We start from the raw sequence: 16,538 nt of genomic DNA on the forward strand, positions 1-16,538 counted from the left end.
CTCATCCGGCGTCGTCGATGGCCGTGGCGTTACGCGGTCAGCAGCACGGCCCGCCCGTCGACGTTGAGCACGTGCCCGTCGCCGAGCCGCGCCACCGGCTCGTCCCAGTGCACGTGCCCGCAGAGGGTGAGCGTCGGGGGTCCGGCGGCCAGCACCTGCCGTACCCCCGGGTTGCCCCGCTGGGCCGCCGACTCCCCGGTCGGGCCCTCGTGCAGCAGCAGTGTGGCGGGCGCGGTCGCCGCCGCCTCGCCGACCGCCCGGAGGAAGTCGGCCTCGTCCCGGCGGTGCGGCCGTCGGGGATCGCCCACCACCCCGCCGACCCCCGCGAAGCGCAACCCTCCCCACTCCCGGCTCTCCCCGTCGAGCAGGGCGACCGATTCGCCGTACGCGCCGACCTCCGCCGCCGTCACCTCGTCGTGGTTGCCGGCGACGCCGAACACCATCGGGCAGCCGGCCGCCGCGAACGCCAGCCAGACGTCGGCCACCGGCCCGGAGGCGCCCCGGCGGTCGGCGGCCGGCGCGGCGTAGAGGTCGCCGGTGAGCAGTACCCCGATCCGCTCCGGCGGTGGCAGCAGGCCCGCCTCGGCCCACACCGCCAGCTGGTCGGCGAGGGCGAGACCGAGCAGCACCGGATCACCTCCGGTCGGGGGTACGGCCACGCCCTGGAGGTCCCCGGTCACCAGCAAGGCGTCACAGCCCGCCGGGAGCCGGTCCACCCGGAGCCGGTCGACGGGGAGTCGGGCGTGCCGGCTGCCGCCGCCGGAGCGGGCGGACCGGTGGTCGAGCGAGGCGAGGGGCTGCGGAACCGGGTCGAGCAGGCGCAGGCCGCCCGCTCGACCGCTCGTACCGACGACCGTCATGGTGGGCGACGGTAGTCGAACCGCGCCGCTCCCGCGGCTCCTGCCGGTGCTGTCCCGGGTCGACGGCGAGGGCGAGTGGGCCTGAAACTTTCGGCCTCCCGTCCGGTCCGTCGCCCGGTATCCCACCCGCACTCTTGATCTCTATCGATATTGACCGATTGTTGTCTTGTGGGTATCGTCCCGGGTCAGTTACCGGAACGTTTCCGGAAAGTTTCGGAGCCGCAGGCGGTGCCCGTCGACGCCGGCTGCGGGGCTCGCGCCCCTCCCACCACCTTGCGCAGCACCGATCGATACCTGCAGAGGAGTGTCATGAATCGTCTGACGAGACGGGCCCGCTACCGGCTGGCCGTGGCCGCCGCCAGCGCGCTCGCCGTGGTCGGCACCGCGCTGGTGGTGCCCGGCCTGGCCCAGGCGGCCAGCACGCTGGGTGCCGCCGCCGCGCAGTCGGGCCGGTACTTCGGCACCGCGATCGCGGCGGGTCGGCTCGGTGATTCGACCTACACCACGATCGCCGGGCGCGAGTTCACCATGGTGACGGCCGAGAACGAGATGAAGCCGGACGCCACCGAGCCCCAGCGGGGCCAGTTCAACTTCAGTGCCGGGGATCAGATCTACAACTGGGCGACCCAGCGCGGGATGAAGGTGCGCGGTCACACCCTCGCCTGGCACTCGCAGCAGCCGGGTTGGATGCAGAGCCTGTCCGGCAGCACCCTGCGCCAGGCGATGATCGACCACATCAACGGGGTGATGGGTCACTACAAGGGCAAGTTGGCCGCGTGGGACGTGGTGAACGAGGCGTTCAACGAGGACGGCAGCCGTCGGCAGTCGAACCTGCAGGCGACGGGGAACGACTGGATCGAGGTGGCGTTCCGGACGGCTCGTACCGCGGATCCGTCGGTGAAGCTCTGCTACAACGACTACAACATCGAGAACTGGTCGTACGGCAAGACGCAGGGTGTCTACCGGATGATCCAGGACTTCAAGTCCCGGGGTGTGCCGATCGACTGTGTGGGGTTGCAGACGCACTTCACGGGTGGCAGTTCGCTGCCGGGCAACTTCCAGACCACGCTGTCGAGCTTCGCGGCGTTGGGCGTGGACGTGGCGTTGACCGAGGTGGACGTGACCAACGCCTCGACCAGCCAGTACGCGGGGCTGACGCAGGCGTGTGTGAACGTGCCGCGGTGCATCGGCATCACGGTGTGGGGGGTGCGCGACAGCGACTCGTGGCGCTCCAGCGAGAGCCCGCTGCTCTTCGACGGTGGCGGCAACAAGAAGGCCGCGTACACCTCGGTCCTCAACGTCCTCAATGGCGCCGGCCCGGGCCCGACCGGGACGCCGACCGCGTCGCCCACCGGGAACCCGACCACGCCGCCGCCGAGCACCGGCGGGGCCAGCAAGATCGTCGGGAGCCAGTCGGGCCGCTGCATCGACGTGCCGAACAGCTCGCGGACCAACGGCACCCGGGTGCAGCTCTACGACTGCCACGGCCAGACCAACCAGCAGTGGACGTACACCAGCAGCCGGCAGCTGACCGTGTACGGCGGCAGCATGTGCCTCGACGCCGCCGGCACGGGCAACGGCTCGGCGGTGCAGGTCTACAGCTGCAACGGCCAGGCCAACCAGCAGTGGAACGTGAACTCCAACGGCACCATCAGCGGGGTCCAGTCCGGCCGCTGCATCGACGTCTGGGGCACCGCCAACGGCCAGCAGGTCCAGATCTACGACTGCAACGGCCAGGCCAACCAGCAGTTCCGGTTGGCCGCCATCTGACCTGACGCAGGTTCTCGTCACACACCCGAACGGGCGGGCCCGGCGCACACCGGGCCCGCCCGTTCCTGGTCGCCAGCGTCCTTCAGGCGGGCGGCGGTACGTCGTCCAGCAACGCCTCGCCCATCGCGGTGAGCCGGTGCAGCACCAGGTTGCCGTGCCGCTGGCTGGTGATCAGGCCGGCGTCGCGCAGGATCGTGGTGTGGTGGCTGGTGGTGGCCGGCGAGATGCTGGCGCGCCGGGCCAACTCGCCGGTGGTGGCGCCCCGGGCGGCGGCGCGCAGCACGGCCACCCGGGTGTGGCCGAGCAGCGGGCCGAGCCGGCGCTCCGGGTCGGTCGGGGCCACCGGGCGGGTCGTCGGGTCCGCGCGCTGCCGGCGGGCCGGGTAGACCAGGGCCGGGGGCAGACCGGGGTCGGCCAGCGCGATCGGCGCGTGCCAGCAGAAGTACGACGGGATCAGCGTGATCCCCCGGCCGTCGAGGTGCATGTCCTGGTCACACGGGTAGCCGTGCACGGCCAGCACGGGCGGTGCCCAGCGGGCGTCCGGGCCGAGATCGTCGAGGATCTGCCCGGCGCCGGTGTCCAGCACCCGGGCCCCGCGCAACGCCCGGTCGCCGGAGACGGCGTCCCCGATCTGCGCCCGGTACGGGGCGACCGCGACGCGGTGGTAGGCGCGCAACGCGTTGCCGAGGCCGTGCAGGGCGGCCGGCCGGCCGGCGGACAGGTCGTCCAGCCAGGTGCCGTTGACCGGGGCGGCGATCTGCCCCAGCTCGGCGCGGATCCGCCGGGTGGGGGTGCCGAGCACCCGGTCGATGCCCTCGTCCAGGTCGGTGACCGGCCCCGGGGTCAGGAAGTCCGGGAAGTACCGGTCGAGTGGCGCGACGGGCAGCAGCCGCTCGCGGACCACCGGGACCAGGCCGGCGCGGTGCAGGTCCCGACGCACCTGCCGGTGCCAGTCGGCGTAGCCGGCGTACCCGGCGCGGGTCTGTAACCGGTGCAGACTGCAGACGATCTCCCACAGCGGGTCCGGCTCGACCGCCAACCGGGTGCGGCTGAGGTCCCCGGCCGTGAAGTGGATGCGCAGTGTCCCCATGGGACGGAGTGTTCCGAGCCGGGCCGCCGTACTCAGTCTCGTCGATGACATCGACGTACATCTTTCAGTTCGCGATCGGTGGGTCCGACGGCCGCGCGGGGCGGCAGCCGACCGGCCGCCGCCCCGCACCCTGCCCCCGGATCAGCCGACGCCGCAGCTCGACAGCCAGCGGTGCGAGGCGATGTTGTCGTTGGTGTTCTGCATGTAGCCGTCCCGGTTCGAGCCCCAGGAGAACCAGGCCCCGGTCAGGTCGTCCCACTTGTCGCCGGCGCCCAGGCAGGCGTACGCCCCGGTGTAGCCGGTGTGGATGTAGAGGGCGACCGGCCGGCCGGTGTTCGAGTCGTTCCACGCCGACGACGCCAGGTTCCGCATGCTGTACCGGTTGTTGTTGTCGCAGTTGGCGTTCTCGGCCGTGCTGATGGTGTCCCAGTTGTTGTCGGCGTTGTACCACCAGCACCACCGGCCCGCCCAGTAGGCGTCCTGGCTGACGTACAGGTAACCGCTGCCGGACGCCAGCCGGTGCGCGTCGGTGTGCGGCGTCGGCTTCGGCGCGGCCTGCGCGCCGGTGGCGGTGACGGCCAGCGCGGCTGCCGTCGCGACCAGGGTGGCCAGCACGGTGCGTACTGCTCTCATCGGGTTCCCTTCGATCGGGTCCTGCCGTGGCGGACTGCCACGGACGTCATCGGTCAGCCGCCGGCCAGCACCGCGCGGGCGCGCGGCAGGGCGGCGGCTTCCAGGCGCAGCCGGTCGGCCACGTCGGTGCGGAACCGGGCTTCGACGGCGCGCCGGTGTTCGGCGTCGAGCCGCCGGGCGAGCCGGTCGAGGCCGGTCCGGGTGGCGCAGGTCGCCTCGGCCACGGCCAGCCGGACCTCGCCGGCCGGCACGGTGTAGGACCGCGGCTCGGGCACCGACGCGCGGGCGGCGGCCGGGTCGGCAAAGTCGTACCCGGCGGCGTGCATGCACCGCCGCCACCCCGTCACGCCGGCCGCGTAGCGGGGATCGGCGAGCACCCGGCCGACGCGCAGCCCCACCAGGTTGTCGGTGGTCTTCGTGACCCGGTACCAGGCGGGCAGGTCGCCGTAGAGCCGGCGCTCCGCCTCCGACGTGCAGCTGTGACTGCTGCGCCGCAGCACCCCGCCGCCCGGCACCGTCGCGCGCAGCGCGTCCGGCTCGTCGGGGTCACCGTTCATCGCGCGTACGGCGGCCGCCCCGCGCTCCGGTGGCAGCCCCCGGGTGTACCGGGCGTTCGGGTCGGCCGCCATCGCCGCGTCGAACCGGCGGCGCAGCACCCCGCCGTACCCGTAGCGGCGGGCGTAGGACCCGTCGTCGAGGACGTACGGGAACTCGCGCAGCTCCGGCACCGGGTGCGCGGGCACCGGCCAGTAGCGGAACCCGCGCTCGCGCATGCAGTCGCGGATCAGCAGCTGGGTGGCGGCGTACAGCACCTCGGCGGCGGGCGCGTTCCCGGCCGGCGCGGACGCGGCCGGCGCGCTCGCCGCCGGCTGCCGTCCGGGTGGGGGCGTGGCGTCCCGGGCCGCCCCCACCACTGCGGCGGCTGCCGCCGCGAGGGCGGCCGGAACCCCGAGGGCGTACCACCAGGACCTGCGCGACCCACCTGCCATGACACCCACCTCGGCCGTCCGGGGCGCGCCGTGCGCGCCGTCGAGGACCAGCCTCGGCGCGGGGCGCGCCACGGGACAGGGCACTTCGATCAGGCTCGAACGACGGGCTCCCACGTGGTCACCGGCCGCGATCCGGGCCGCGGCTCCTGCGGGCCGTCGGTCGAAGCGCTCGGCGGCGGCGCTTATTGGCTTTCCTCGGTCGGGCGGCTCCGCGAGGATCTCGCCATGACCGTCTTCGCGTGCCTCCGCTGCGGCACCGCGCTCACCGGGGACCTGGCCGAGACGCCGATCGAGGAGCTGCCGAGCCCGTCCTCCCCATCGGATCTGCCGCCGGGTGAGACCTGCCCGGCCTGGGTGCCCGAGGGGAGGTACGCAGTGGACCCCGACCCGTTCGGGCCGCCCTACGTGCCGATTGCTGATGACGAGCGGATGCTGGTCGCGGCGGGACCCCGGAACACCGTCCTGATCAACCCGGACGACCTGCTCGTACGACGCCTGATCAACGACGCCAGCCGGCTGAACGGCTGCTGCGGTCTCGACGGCACCGACGGTCCCAACCTGCTGTGCGGCTGCGGGGCGGAGATCGCCACCGAGACGTCGGACTGCTGGACCGCGCAGGTCGTACGACTGGAGCCCCTCGCGGTGGTCCGAGCTGGTTGACCCGGCTCGTCGTCAGACGTCACCCCTAGGCTGCGCGGCATGATCACACGACCGACGGAGCGATGGGGTCGCGAGCTGCGCGACCAGCTGGGCCGGATCGCCGCGGGGACCCTGGCCGAGGACGATCCCGCCGCCTACGCCCCGTACCTCTGGCCGGCGGCTTTCATCGCCGCCGTCGACACCACGCTGGACGCCTACGAGGCCGACGTACGCTCGCTCTCGTCCCCGTCCGACGATCAGGTCTTCGCGTCGGTCCAGCGGGTCGTCGAGGCGCTCAACGAGGTCGACGAGGAGCACGGCGGGAAGATCGAGACCGGCGAGCGCGAGGCGCTGGCCGAGTACATCGACGACGTCCTGACGGACGCGGGCATCGATGTCGAAGGGCTCACCTCCCGACGCGACAGGGAGCGGCACGAACTCACCGACGAATGGCGCGAATGGTGAGCCGCTGATCCAGCGGCAGCACGTACATCATCATCAGTGCGCTCGTACGCTGGAAGCAGGCCACCCATCCGCAACACCGGTAGCCGTCGGCGGACCGGAACCACCGGTCACCACGGATCGGCCTTCGGGTTCCGTGTCGGTCGTCCGCCGTCATCCTCGGCGCCGAGCCACGAGCCGACCGCGAGGTACTGACGGAGGTCGGTGGGGACCGGTCCGTGCCGGAGCACCCACTGATCAGCGAGTGAGGCCACCATCAGGTCGCCCCGTTCGAATCGCAGTCGCAGTCCACCGACCGACGGCACTGTCGTGTAGCCGCGGACGAGCGAGGCGTCGAGCAGGCGCCGGCCGACGAACGTGGCCAGCAGGTCCGGCTCCCGCGCCGGGCCCACCCGCGTCTCGCCGTCCTCCTGCATGTCGTAGGACGGGTAGGGGTCGGTCAGCTCCAGGCGAAGATGCTCGCCGCAGCCGTGAGCCATCAGCGTCGGCCTGCCCTCGAAGTGCAGCCAGAAGTCGAGCAGGCTCGCCGCGTCGCCGCCGCGCTGTCCCTCGTACCAGTAGCGCGCCTCGGTCACCGCGAGCAGCCGTCGGCCGATGAGGTCCCGGACGAGTCCGGCCACCGCGAGCGGGTCATCCACGCGGCACAACCTACGCTCGGCCGGGTGCTGCCGCCGGCCTCCGTTAGGCTGCTGCGCCGTGGGACACGTCTTCGCCAGGCTGACCGGCTACGGCATGGTTCTGGTACCGAACTGGCCATACCGGTTCGAGCGGCAGTCGGACGGTTCCGACGACATGCGGGTGACCCGCTGGACGCCGGACGGCCCTCGGCACGTCGTGGTCCGGCCCGGCCATCCAGTCGATGCGGGCGATGTCGTGGAGGTGACCCACGACCCGGATCAGGGCGCTCAATGGTTCATCGAGACCTCGCTGTTCCGGACGGTGTGGCCGCCGGACTTCACCGTCGAGTCCTCGCACGACCCGGACGACCACACGGCGTTCTACCTGCACGGGTCGGACGAGTCGATGATCTTCCCGCAGGGCCCGGTGCCCAGGGCGCGGCTGAACGACCCCGCAGCGTTGGTCGCCGCGGGCCAGACAATCATCGGCAGCCAGGTCGGCGACGACGGAATCAGCGTCGTCGAGCTGGCCTACGAACACGATGCCGAGCCCTGGTGGCAGGGTTACTGGCTGGTCGAGTACAGCCAGGACCACTTTCTGGTGATCACGGCACAAGCCCGTCAGCCGCAGCGGGCAGACACGCGTGCCGCGGCAGCGGCCGTAGCGGCGAGTCTCGCGGTAGGCCCGCCACGCGGGTGAGGAGATCGTCCACTGACAGCCGGAGGAGGATCGTCCCCGAGGGTGATCGGACAGATGGTGGGCCGCCAGGGACTCGAACCCTGAACCTATGGATTAAAAGTCCACAGCTCTGCCATTGAGCTAGCGGCCCGTGCCGCCCAGGCTACCGGAACCTCGTCGTACGTGGCTTCCGGCTTCCCGCCGCCCGTCGATCTCCCGACAGCGGCGGGCATGGGCCACCCCGCCCGGGTAACCGGATCCGGCTCGAGGTTGAGCAGCACCCCGGCCGTGACCGGTCCGGGGGTTGGTGTCCGCTTCAACGGGTACGGCAGCTGGCATGCGGATCGTGATCGTGGGGGCCACCGGCAACGTGGGTACCGCCGTGCTGCGCCGGCTGCGGCGGGAGTCCGGCGCGGAGCTGGTCGGGGTGGCGCGCCGGCTGCCGGGGCCGGAGGCGGGTGAGCCGTACGACGGGGTGCAGTGGCACTCGTGCGACATCGGGGCGCCGGACGCGGTGGAGAAGCTGGCCGCGATCTTCGCCGGCGCGCGGGCGGTGGTGCACCTGGCCTGGCAGATCCAGCCCAGCCACGACCAGCGCACGCTGCACCGGACCAACGTCGGGGGCAGCCGCGCGGTCGCCGAGGCCACCGTCCGGGCCGGCGTTCCGGCCCTGGTGTACGCCTCGTCGGTCGGCACCTACGCGCCCGGCCCGAAGGACCACCCGGTGAGCGAGCGCTGGCCGACGTCGGGGGTGCCCGGGTCGTCGTACAGCCGGGACAAGGCGGAGGTGGAGGCACTGCTCGACACCGTCGAGCGGGAGCACCCGGAGCTGCGGGTGGTGCGGCTGCGGCCGGGTCTGATCTTCCAGCGGGACGCCGGCACCGAGATCAGCCGCTACTTCCTCGGCCCGCTGGTGCCGGTGCGGCTGCTGCGCTACGGCCGGATCCCACTCGTACCCGCCAACCGCCGGCTGCGGGTGCAGGCGGTGCACGCCGACGACGTGGCCGACGCGTACGCGAAGGCGGTTCTGGGTGAGGCGCGCGGCGCCTTCAACCTGGCCGCGGACCCGGTGCTCTCCCCGGAGCTGGTGGCCCGGCACTTCCACGGCTGGACGGTGCCGGTGGCGATCCCGGTGCTGCGGTCGGCGGCGGCGCTGACCTGGCGGGCGCGGCTCCAGCCGGTCGACGTGGGCTGGGTGGACCTGGCGTTGAACGCGCCGCTGATGTCCAGCGAGCGGGCCGAGTCCGAGCTGGGCTGGCGGCCGACCGTCGACGCGTTGACCGCCCTGCGGGACCTGTTCGCCGGCATGTCGCACCGCGCCGGCACGGAGGGCCCGCCGCTCTCCACCGACCCGGCCCTCCCCGGCCGCCCCCAGGCCCTCCTGAAGGCCCGCCTCCCCGGCCACCCCAACCCCTACTGACCCGGGGTCAGCGGAGGGTGCTGGTGGTGACCGTTGGTGGGCGGGCGCCGAGGAAGAAGATGCCGGGCAGGCCCTTGGTCTCGAAGCCGGCGCTGGGGTTGCGGCGCAGGGTCGAGCTCTCGATGCGCAGCGTGCCGGTGCGGTTGTTGCTGACGAAGAAGATCGCGCCGCCGCCCTCGTTGGCCCGGTTGTCCTCGATGACCGTGCCGGCGACGCGCACCGTGAACTCGTTGCCGTCGCAGTAGATCGCGCCGCCGCTGCCCCCGCCCGGAGTGCCGGCGCGGGCCGGGTTCGCGCCGTTGCCCACCGCCCGGTTGCTGCGGAAGACGCTGTTCAGCACGGTCCAGGAGACGCCGATGCTGCTGGTTGCCGCCCCGTTGGCGCAGTTCCCGCGCTCGAAGGTGGAGCCCACCACGTACACCGGGAGGTTCTCGTACTGGCTGAGCACGCGCAGCGCCCCGCCGCCCAGGTCCTGCCCGGTGCCGTCGCAGCGGTTGCCGACGAAGCGGGAGTTGACCACCTTGAACCGGCCACCCCGGACGAAGATCGCGCCGCCGCCCCCGCCCTCGGCCCGGTCGCCGGTGGAGTTGCCGTCGGCGAACGTCAGGTTCTGCACCGTGAGCTGGGGGCTGTCCTGGTTCTGGCAGTGCGAGGTGGTCCAGCCCTGGGCCTGGTCACAGGTGTTCTGGTAGAGGATCCTCCGGACGCCGCCGCCGCTGAGCGTGACCTTGCCGCCGCCGTCCAGCACGACCCGGGGCCCGTGCGCGTTGACCACCTTCGCGGTGGCCGTCATCTTGATGGTCACCGGGGCCGGGCCGCAGTCGAAGGTGATGACGCCGCCGGCCGCCACCGCCTTCACCACCGCCGCCGAGGTGCAGCTCGCCGGGGTGCCGGTGCCGACCGTACGGCTGGGGTGGGAGGTGTCCACGGCCCGGGCCTCCGCCGGCACCGCCGCCCGGCCGGCGGGATTGCCGGCCCGCAACGGGGCCGCCGACGGGCTGGGCTTCGCGGCCCCGAACCCGCTCCGGGCGCTCGGCCCGGCGGTCGGCCCGGCCGTAGCGGCACCGGTCGGGGCGGCGGCGCCGGTCGCGGCCCCCGGCGCGCCCGCACCGGGCCGGGCCGGGATGTCCGAACCGCAGCCCGGCAGGGCGGCGACGGTCACGCCGAGAACGAGCAGGGCGAGGGATGACGTCAGACGCACCCGCCGATGCTAGGACCCCACCCCGCCCACCACGACCCACCCCCGAATCCTTAACCCCCCGCTAAACCCACCCACCCACCCCACCCCACCCCACTCCGCCCCGCGCTGATTCACGGAAAGAGTGGTTCTGACCGACGGCAAAGCCACTCTTTCCGTGAATCAGCGGCCGAGCGGGGGCGAGTGGGCGGGGGTGCGGGCGAAGGGGGGGTGCGGGGTGCGGGGTGCGGGTCAGGCGTGGGAGAGGGCGAAGGCGGTGAGGAAGCCGAGGACGGTGATCAGGCCGACCAGCAGGTGGGCGTCCTCGAACGCCTCCGGGACCATGGTGTCGGTGATCATCGCGAGGATCGCGCCGGCCGCCAGCGCGGTGATGGTGGCCAGCACCTCCGGTGGGGCCCCGCCGAGCAGCGTGTAGCCGGCCAGCGCCGCCGCGCCGCTGACCAGGGCGATCGCCGTCCAGAGCAGGAAGACGTACGTCCGGGTACGGCCGGCCTGACGCATGCCGGCGGCGCTGGAGAGGCCCTCCGGCACGTTGCTGAGGAAGACCGCGATCACCGTGACCAGGCTGACCGGGCCGCCGGTCAGCAGGCTCGCCCCGATCACCACCGACTCCGGGATGCCGTCCAGCAGCGCGCCGACCGCGATGGCCGTACCCGAACCGGGCTGTTCCTGCTCGGAGGGCTGCTCGTCGCCGGCCCGCTTGCGGTGCCGCGCGCCCCGCCGGGCCAGCAGGACGTTCGCCCCGGTGTACGCGAGCGCGCCGGCCCCCGCGCCGATCGCCGTCGGCAGCAGGCCGCCCTGCTCGTGCGCCTCGGCGATCAGCTCGAACGAGACGGCGGAGAGCAGCACACCCGCCCCGAACGCCATCACCGACGCGATGATCCGGCGTGGCACCCGCGCGAAGAACCCGGCCACCGCCCCGATCAGCAGGGCGGACCCGGCGAGCAGACCCCAGAGTCCCGCTTCCAACCATTCCGGCACCCGCAGGACCCTACCCGCGCGACGGGACCGGAAAACGGCTCAGAAGTCGGCGAAGAGGTACGGCAGCGCGCGCGGGAAGATCCGGCGCAGCTCGTCGGCCGCGTCCACCGGCACCACCCCGAGCCCGCGTACCGCCACCTCGGCCGGGTCGAGCACCCCGTACGCCAGGCCGGAGAGACCGGCGGCGGTCAGCGTCGCGGTCGGCACGCTGCCCTCGGCGGCGCTGTCGTCCGGCAGCAGCTCCAGCCGCCCGGCGGTGCCGTCGAGCAGGTGACTGCCGGTCAGCCACCGGTCGTCGACCAGCTCGACGCGGACCCGCCCGGCGCCGGCGGGCAGCCCGGCGAGCGCGTCGAGGCTCAGCAGCCGGGCCATCGGGGCGGGTGACCCGGGCCGGGACACCCGGGCCTCGTGGTGCACCGCCAGGTCGGTGAGCCACAGCTCGGGCAGCTCGTCGGCGGGGAGCTGGACACTGATCCGCTCCACCTGGTCGATGTGCCGGGCGAAGAACTGCAACAGCGCGGCCCGGGCGTACGGGTCGGCGGCGAGCAGATCGTCGGCGAGCAGGGTGCCGCCGTGATCGTCGATCCGGTAGGTGACCGCACCGACGGTCCGCCCGTCCCGGACCGCGGTCACCACCCAGCGGTCGTCCCGGTCGCGCAGCGCGACGGCCCGGAAGTCGGGGAAGATGGCGAACCCGTGCCGCTCGCGCAGGCACTCCTCGGTCCAGCCGCGCCAGGTCGGGTAGCCCGCCCCGATCCGCTGCCAGGTGACCTCGTCGGGCAGGTCGGCGCGGAGCAGCGGCGCCAGGTCGTCCGGGGAGAAGACGGCGGTACGCCGCCGGGGCAGCCCGACGTACCCGAAGCGCTCGTAGAACGAGGCGCGGAACGGGTAGAGCGCGGACAGCGGGTGTCCCTCGTCCCGCATCTCGTCGAGCAGCTTGTGCAGCAGGGCACGGACGTAGCCGCTGCGGCGGGCCAGCGGTTGGCTGGTCACCCCGGCCACCCCCGCCATCGGCAGCACACTCCCGCGCAGGTTCTGCCGCATCGGGACCGCCGACGCGGTGGCCATCGGCTCGCCGCCCTCCTCGGCGACCAGGGACCGGTTCCCGGCGTTGTAGGGCAGGTACTCGCGGAACTCCTCGGTGCGGGACGCCGCCATCGGCGACGCCTCGAACGCGTACGCCTGAAGCGGGAAGCTGGTGGTGGGTCGTTCCTCGGCGGTCAGGCGGCGGATGAGCATCCACCCATCCCAACCCGGCCCGTCGCCCCCCGCAACCCGATTGGCCTCCTCAGCCCTCCTCGACGTCCGAGACGACCACGGTGACGTTGTCCGGCGCGCCGGCCTGGTGGGCCAGCTTCACCAGCTGCTCGCCGCACTGCTGCCGGTCGGCGTAGGTGGCCAGCGCCGAGGCGATCGCGCCGTCCGGCACGTAGTCGGAGAGGCCGTCGCTGCACAACAGCAGCCGGTCCCCGGGAAAGACGGTGAGCACACCGACGGCGGGTGGCGCGTCGGAGCCCTGCACGGCCCGGGTGACCAGGGACCGCTGCGGGTGGTGGCGGGCCTGGTCGGGGGAGAGCGCGCCCTGGTCGACCAGCGCCTGCACGAAGGTGTCGTCCCGGGTGAGCTGGGTCAGCTCGTGGTCGCGCAGCAGGTAGCAGCGGGAGTCACCGACCTGGGCGAGGACCAGGGTGTCCCCGGCGAGCAGGGCGGCGGTCAGCGTCGTACCCATGCCGTCGCGGGCCGGGTCGACGGTGATGGCGGCGCGGATCCGCTGGTTGGCGGTGCTCACCACGGCGCGCAGCGCGTCGGCGGCCTCGTCGGGCCCGGTCGGCGGGGTCAGTTCGTCCAGGATCCGGATGACGATCTCGCTCGCGACCTCGCCGGCGGGCAGTCCACCCATGCCGTCGGCCACCGCCACGAGGCGGTCACCGGCGAGGGCGGAGTCCTCGTTGTTGGTCCGGACGAGGCCGACGTCGTTGAGGATGGCCGAGCGGAGGATCAGCGTCATGGGGTCAAGCTTGCCAAGAAGACCCCACCTCCGTCTCTACGCACTGCTGGTCTTGCTGGAAGAAATGCCGTCGAATTCCATGGCGACGTCCATCGTGGCCGGTCAGCGGCGTGGATAACGCAGCAACAGGCTCGCCCGGACCTGCTCGTCACCGACCGCGGCGTAGCTGTGCGGCACGTCCGAGTCCCAGCGCAGGTACTCGCCGGGACCGGCGGTACGCGGGGCGTCGACCGGGCCGGCGCGCAGCACCCCGGAGAAGACGGTGACGTGTTCGGTGACCCCGGCCTGGTGCGCGGGGGAGAGCTGGGCCGGACCGGGGCTGACCCGCATCCGGTACAGCTCGTAGGTCGCGTCGGCGTCGTGGAAGACCTCCAGCAGGGTGGCCCCGACCGCCGTGCCGCGTACCGTCGGCGTCTCCGCCGGCCCGGAGAGGACCGCCGTCAGCGGCACGCCGAGCTGCGCGGTGACCGCGTACAAGGTCTCCAGGGTGGGGTTGCGGGTGCCGTTCTCCAGCCCGGAGAGGGTGGCCTTGCCGATGCCGGCGAGTCGGGCCAGGGCGGACAGGGACAGCTCCCGTTCCTCGCGGAGGGCGCGGACGCGACGGCCGACCGCTTCCGCACTCTGGTCACCGGGTGGTGGGGCAACTGCCATGGGGGCTATCGTCCTACACCGTGCTGTTCCGTAAACGGAACGGTCGGAGGGAGGGTGACGTGGCAGGCAGGCTCCAGCCCGTACTGGCCGGGGTGGTCACCGCCCTGGTCGGCTTCGCCAGCTCGTTCACGGTCGTGCTCGCCGGGCTGCGCGCGGTCGGCGCCGACCGCGACCAGGCGGCCTCCGGCCTGCTGGTGCTCTGCGTGGCCGCCGGCGCCTGCGCGGTCTGGCTCGGGCTGCGGCACCGGCTGCCGCTCGCCATCGCCTGGTCCACGCCCGGTGCCGCGCTGCTCGTCGCGACCGGCCCGGTGCCGGGCGGCTGGCCGGCCGCCGTCGGCGCGTTCCTCCTCGCCGGCCTGCTGATCGTCGCCGCCGGGCTGGTCCCCGCGCTCGGCCGGGCGGTCGCCGCGATCCCCGGCCCGATCGCCAGCGCCATGCTCGCCGGCGTGCTGCTGCCGCTCTGCACCGCGCCGGTCCGGGCACTGGTCGAGGTGCCCCGGCTGGCCGGGCCGGTGGTGCTCGCCTGGCTGGTGCTGCACCGCTTCGCCCGCCGCTGGGCCGTGCCGGGGGCGCTGGCCGTGGCGGCCGTGGCCATCGCGCTGACCGCGTCCGCGCCGCCCCGGGCCCACCTCGCGCCGAGCGTCGTGCTGACCGCGCCGGCCTGGACCGTGCCCGCCGTCGTCGGGCTGGCGCTGCCGCTCTTCCTGGTCACCATGGCCGCGCAGAACGTGCCCGGCACGGCCGTGCTGGCCGGCTACGGCTACCGGGCCCCGCTCGGCTCCGCGCTCCGGGTCACCGGCCTCGCCACCGCGCTCGCCGCGCCGGCCGGCGGGCACGCGGTCAACCTGGCCGCCATCACCGCCGCCCTGGCCGCCGGCCCGGACGCCCACCCCGACCCGGAGCGCCGCTGGATCGCCTCGGTCACCGCCGGGATCGGGATGGCGCTGCTCGGCCTCGGCGCCGGGGTGGCCACCGCGCTGGTGCTGCTCTCCCCACCGATCCTGGTCGAGGCGGTGGCCGGGCTCGCGCTGCTCGCCGCGCTGGCCGGCGCGGTCGCCGCTGCCGTGGCCGAGCCGGACGGACGGGAGGCGGCCGTGGTCACCCTCGTGGTCACCGCCTCCGGGGTGAGCCTGCTCGGCGTGGGCGGGGCGTTCTGGGGACTGGTCGCCGGCTGGCTGATGCTGCTGCTCTTCCGTCGCCGCACACCGCCCGCTGCGTCACCCGCTCCCGCGGACGACGTCGAGCGCGAGCCAGCCGGCCGTTAGGAAGGGCCCCGGTGCCCGCACCAGGCGTCGAGAAGGGGCCCCTTCTTGCACCTTGACCGTGGTGTCCGCCGTACGAGGAGGCTCACTCCTCCGGGGGGAGTTGGGCGGCCGGGACGTCGAGGCGTACCCCCTCGTCGGTGACCCCGGAGATCCGCTCGGCCGGCACGTAGACCGCGCCGGTGCGGGCCAGGGAGACCTTCAGGTAGCCGCTGCGCAGCAGCCGGGCGGCCAGGTCGGCGGGGACGTCCGGCTCCTCGACCGCGGCCGACTCGATCAGCTCGTCCAGGCTGCTGCCCGGGTCGGTCCCGGCGGGCGCCTGCACGGTCACCGCCGCCGGGTCGCCGCGCTGGACGAGGTCCACGGTGCCGACCTCCACGCCGGTGGAGTCGACCACCCGCATGCCGGTGGTGACCCGGGAAATGACGCCCTGCTGCTGCGTACTCATGCAGGCGCGGTTCCCGGGGGGCCGCCGCGCTAAACGGGCGGGGCCCAGCCGCCGGGCGGTCGGGGGGAGAGTTCGCGCCAGCTGTCGGGCCCCTCCAGCAGGGCCCGGACGGTCTCCTCGGCGTCGTCGGCGCTGCCGTACTCGTAGAACCGGGAGACGCCCTCGGCGCCGCCGGCGCGCTGCTCCACGTGCCAGCGGTCGCCGTCCGCCCGGAGGAAGACGTCCCGCCGGGCCAGCCGCCCCCATTTCCCGTTCCACCAGTGCCTGCGCTGCTCCATGGCCGGACTCTATCGAACATGTGTTCGACACGGGTCGGCCCCCACGGGAATCCCGTGGGGGCCGATCGGCTAGGGGTCGGTCAGCGGGCGGCCGGCGGCTCCGGGCGGCGGCCCAGCACCTCGTCCAGCGCGCCGCGCTGGGCCGGCGTGGTGTGCTGCCCGGAGAGCAGCGCGTCCCGGATCTCGGTGAGCAGCTTGACCTCCTCGCTCGGCGCGGCGGGCGGCGGCTCCTCGCCGCGCTTGCGCCGCTCGGCGAGCCGGTTCATCGGGTAGACGACCAGGAAGTAGAGCACCGCGGCGGTGAGCAGGAAGGTGATCGCCGCGTTGATGAACGCGGCCCAGTCCATGAAGTTGCCCTTGCTGATCTCCCAGGCTCCGGCGAACTGGTCCTCGCCCCCGCCGACCAGCTTGATGATCGGCTTCAGGAAAGAGTTCGTGAAGGCGGTGACCACGCCGGTGAAGGCGGCACCGATGACGACGCCGACCGCGAGGTCGACGACGTTGCCGCGCATGATGAAGTCTTTGAAGCCCTTGAGCATCCGTACTCCCGTGC

General features: G+C 73.5%; 19 protein-coding genes and 1 tRNA gene. 6 read left to right on the forward strand and 14 right to left on the reverse strand.

The genetic code is table 11. From position 1 onward, the window contains the following. Window positions 1–29: 29 nt before the first annotated feature. A complete protein-coding gene (locus GA0070611_RS23740; RefSeq protein ID WP_157740375.1) occupies window positions 30–860 on the reverse strand; it encodes a metallophosphoesterase in 831 nt (276 codons plus the stop codon). A 309-nt stretch (window positions 861–1,169) separates the two neighbouring features. Here GA0070611_RS23740 and GA0070611_RS23745 point away from each other — a divergent pair, with 309 nt between their 5' ends. Continuing rightward, on the forward strand, window positions 1,170–2,630 hold the full coding sequence (locus tag GA0070611_RS23745; RefSeq protein ID WP_091668334.1) for an endo-1,4-beta-xylanase: 1,461 nt from the start codon (window positions 1,170–1,172) through the stop codon (window positions 2,628–2,630). An 82-nt stretch (window positions 2,631–2,712) separates the two neighbouring features. Here the strand turns inward: GA0070611_RS23745 and GA0070611_RS23750 are convergent, their stop codons facing one another. The 3 genes from GA0070611_RS23750 to GA0070611_RS23760 form a co-directional block, all read right to left on the reverse strand. After that, window positions 2,713–3,720 carry an ArsR/SmtB family transcription factor gene (locus tag GA0070611_RS23750; RefSeq protein WP_091668337.1) on the reverse strand — a complete coding sequence of 336 codons (1,008 nt, stop codon included), beginning with the start codon at window positions 3,718–3,720 and terminating at the stop codon, window positions 2,713–2,715. Between the two features lie 141 nt (window positions 3,721–3,861). Further along, window positions 3,862–4,353, reverse strand: a complete 492-nt coding sequence (locus GA0070611_RS23755; RefSeq protein ID WP_091668341.1) for a hypothetical protein — start codon at window positions 4,351–4,353, stop codon at window positions 3,862–3,864. 53 nt (window positions 4,354–4,406) lie between these two features. Then, the gene (locus tag GA0070611_RS23760; protein ID WP_091673360.1) at window positions 4,407–5,342 is read right to left on the reverse strand and encodes a hypothetical protein; all 936 of its coding nucleotides are present in this window, start codon (window positions 5,340–5,342) and stop codon (window positions 4,407–4,409) included. A 225-nt stretch (window positions 5,343–5,567) separates the two neighbouring features. Here GA0070611_RS23760 and GA0070611_RS23765 point away from each other — a divergent pair, with 225 nt between their 5' ends. Continuing rightward, window positions 5,568–6,002 carry a hypothetical protein gene (locus GA0070611_RS23765; protein WP_091668345.1) on the forward strand — a complete coding sequence of 145 codons (435 nt, stop codon included), beginning with the start codon at window positions 5,568–5,570 and terminating at the stop codon, window positions 6,000–6,002. A gap of 39 nt (window positions 6,003–6,041) precedes the next feature. Then, window positions 6,042–6,446, forward strand: a complete 405-nt coding sequence (locus GA0070611_RS23770) for a hypothetical protein (protein ID WP_091668349.1) — start codon at window positions 6,042–6,044, stop codon at window positions 6,444–6,446. Window positions 6,447–6,553: 107 nt separating this feature from the next. Here GA0070611_RS23770 and GA0070611_RS23775 read toward each other — a convergent pair whose 3' ends face one another. Then, entirely contained in the window at window positions 6,554–7,081 is a 528-nt protein-coding gene (locus tag GA0070611_RS23775; protein WP_231921202.1) for a hypothetical protein, read from the reverse strand. 58 nt (window positions 7,082–7,139) lie between these two features. On the opposite strand from GA0070611_RS23775, the gene GA0070611_RS23780 reads away from it, so the two are divergent. After that, the gene (locus GA0070611_RS23780) at window positions 7,140–7,760 is read left to right on the forward strand and encodes a hypothetical protein (protein ID WP_091668352.1); all 621 of its coding nucleotides are present in this window, start codon (window positions 7,140–7,142) and stop codon (window positions 7,758–7,760) included. Between the two features lie 55 nt (window positions 7,761–7,815). On the opposite strand, the gene GA0070611_RS23785 is transcribed toward GA0070611_RS23780, so the two are convergent. Next, window positions 7,816–7,890: transfer RNA gene (locus GA0070611_RS23785), tRNA-Lys, on the reverse strand. A 186-nt stretch (window positions 7,891–8,076) separates the two neighbouring features. Here GA0070611_RS23785 and GA0070611_RS23790 point away from each other — a divergent pair. Further along, window positions 8,077–9,159 carry an NAD-dependent epimerase/dehydratase family protein gene (locus GA0070611_RS23790; RefSeq protein WP_091668355.1) on the forward strand — a complete coding sequence of 361 codons (1,083 nt, stop codon included), beginning with the start codon at window positions 8,077–8,079 and terminating at the stop codon, window positions 9,157–9,159. A 7-nt stretch (window positions 9,160–9,166) separates the two neighbouring features. Here GA0070611_RS23790 and GA0070611_RS23795 read toward each other — a convergent pair whose 3' ends face one another. The 5 genes from GA0070611_RS23795 to GA0070611_RS23815 form a co-directional block, all read right to left on the reverse strand. After that, window positions 9,167–10,360, reverse strand: coding sequence for a hypothetical protein (locus tag GA0070611_RS23795; RefSeq protein WP_231921203.1), 1,194 nt, complete (start codon window positions 10,358–10,360; stop codon window positions 9,167–9,169). Window positions 10,361–10,588: 228 nt separating this feature from the next. Continuing rightward, window positions 10,589–11,338 (reverse strand): ZIP family metal transporter, encoded by a 750-nt coding sequence (locus GA0070611_RS23800; RefSeq protein ID WP_091668359.1) that lies wholly within the window; start codon window positions 11,336–11,338, stop codon window positions 10,589–10,591. Window positions 11,339–11,377: 39 nt separating this feature from the next. Next, complete coding sequence (locus GA0070611_RS23805; RefSeq protein ID WP_091668363.1) at window positions 11,378–12,577, reverse strand: GNAT family N-acetyltransferase; 1,200 nt, start codon at window positions 12,575–12,577, stop codon at window positions 11,378–11,380. Window positions 12,578–12,626: 49 nt separating this feature from the next. Beyond that, complete coding sequence (locus GA0070611_RS23810) at window positions 12,627–13,346, reverse strand: PP2C family protein-serine/threonine phosphatase (RefSeq protein ID WP_091668366.1); 720 nt, start codon at window positions 13,344–13,346, stop codon at window positions 12,627–12,629. A 102-nt stretch (window positions 13,347–13,448) separates the two neighbouring features. Next, window positions 13,449–13,997, reverse strand: a complete 549-nt coding sequence (locus GA0070611_RS23815; RefSeq protein ID WP_091668371.1) for a helix-turn-helix domain-containing protein — start codon at window positions 13,995–13,997, stop codon at window positions 13,449–13,451. Between the two features lie 59 nt (window positions 13,998–14,056). Here GA0070611_RS23815 and GA0070611_RS23820 point away from each other — a divergent pair, with 59 nt between their 5' ends. Next, on the forward strand, window positions 14,057–15,262 hold the full coding sequence (locus GA0070611_RS23820) for a benzoate/H(+) symporter BenE family transporter (RefSeq protein WP_091668375.1): 1,206 nt from the start codon (window positions 14,057–14,059) through the stop codon (window positions 15,260–15,262). Between the two features lie 82 nt (window positions 15,263–15,344). Here GA0070611_RS23820 and GA0070611_RS23825 read toward each other — a convergent pair whose 3' ends face one another. From GA0070611_RS23825 to mscL, 3 genes are all read right to left on the reverse strand, one after another. Further along, window positions 15,345–15,707 carry a hypothetical protein gene (locus GA0070611_RS23825; RefSeq protein ID WP_091668378.1) on the reverse strand — a complete coding sequence of 121 codons (363 nt, stop codon included), beginning with the start codon at window positions 15,705–15,707 and terminating at the stop codon, window positions 15,345–15,347. A 29-nt stretch (window positions 15,708–15,736) separates the two neighbouring features. Continuing rightward, window positions 15,737–15,985, reverse strand: a complete 249-nt coding sequence (locus tag GA0070611_RS23830; RefSeq protein WP_091668382.1) for a hypothetical protein — start codon at window positions 15,983–15,985, stop codon at window positions 15,737–15,739. 80 nt (window positions 15,986–16,065) lie between these two features. After that, window positions 16,066–16,524 carry a large conductance mechanosensitive channel protein MscL gene (gene mscL / locus GA0070611_RS23835; protein WP_091668386.1) on the reverse strand — a complete coding sequence of 153 codons (459 nt, stop codon included), beginning with the start codon at window positions 16,522–16,524 and terminating at the stop codon, window positions 16,066–16,068. Window positions 16,525–16,538: the final 14 nt, after the last annotated feature.

Source organism: Micromonospora auratinigra (assembly GCF_900089595.1).
Taxonomy (GTDB): domain Bacteria; phylum Actinomycetota; class Actinomycetes; order Mycobacteriales; family Micromonosporaceae; genus Micromonospora; species Micromonospora auratinigra.

Excerpts from the sequence above, each read along its gene's own strand:
- GA0070611_RS23745 (WP_091668334.1), top strand. The coding sequence starts at position 1,170 with ATGAATCGTCTGACGAGACGGGCCCGCTACCGGCTGGCCGTGGCCGCC.
- GA0070611_RS23790 (WP_091668355.1), top strand. The coding sequence starts at position 8,077 with ATGCGGATCGTGATCGTGGGGGCCACCGGCAACGTGGGTACCGCCGTG.
- GA0070611_RS23755 (WP_091668341.1), bottom strand. The coding sequence starts at position 4,353 with ATGAGAGCAGTACGCACCGTGCTGGCCACCCTGGTCGCGACGGCAGCC.
- GA0070611_RS23740 (WP_157740375.1), bottom strand. The coding sequence starts at position 860 with ATGACGGTCGTCGGTACGAGCGGTCGAGCGGGCGGCCTGCGCCTGCTC.
- GA0070611_RS23770 (WP_091668349.1), top strand. The coding sequence starts at position 6,042 with ATGATCACACGACCGACGGAGCGATGGGGTCGCGAGCTGCGCGACCAG.
- mscL (WP_091668386.1), bottom strand. The coding sequence starts at position 16,524 with ATGCTCAAGGGCTTCAAAGACTTCATCATGCGCGGCAACGTCGTCGAC.
- GA0070611_RS23830 (WP_091668382.1), bottom strand. The coding sequence starts at position 15,985 with ATGGAGCAGCGCAGGCACTGGTGGAACGGGAAATGGGGGCGGCTGGCC.
- GA0070611_RS23805 (WP_091668363.1), bottom strand. The coding sequence starts at position 12,577 with ATGCTCATCCGCCGCCTGACCGCCGAGGAACGACCCACCACCAGCTTC.
- GA0070611_RS23750 (WP_091668337.1), bottom strand. The coding sequence starts at position 3,720 with ATGGGGACACTGCGCATCCACTTCACGGCCGGGGACCTCAGCCGCACC.
- GA0070611_RS23765 (WP_091668345.1), top strand. The coding sequence starts at position 5,568 with ATGACCGTCTTCGCGTGCCTCCGCTGCGGCACCGCGCTCACCGGGGAC.
- GA0070611_RS23815 (WP_091668371.1), bottom strand. The coding sequence starts at position 13,997 with ATGGCAGTTGCCCCACCACCCGGTGACCAGAGTGCGGAAGCGGTCGGC.
- GA0070611_RS23810 (WP_091668366.1), bottom strand. The coding sequence starts at position 13,346 with ATGACGCTGATCCTCCGCTCGGCCATCCTCAACGACGTCGGCCTCGTC.
- GA0070611_RS23760 (WP_091673360.1), bottom strand. The coding sequence starts at position 5,342 with ATGGCAGGTGGGTCGCGCAGGTCCTGGTGGTACGCCCTCGGGGTTCCG.
- GA0070611_RS23825 (WP_091668378.1), bottom strand. The coding sequence starts at position 15,707 with ATGAGTACGCAGCAGCAGGGCGTCATTTCCCGGGTCACCACCGGCATG.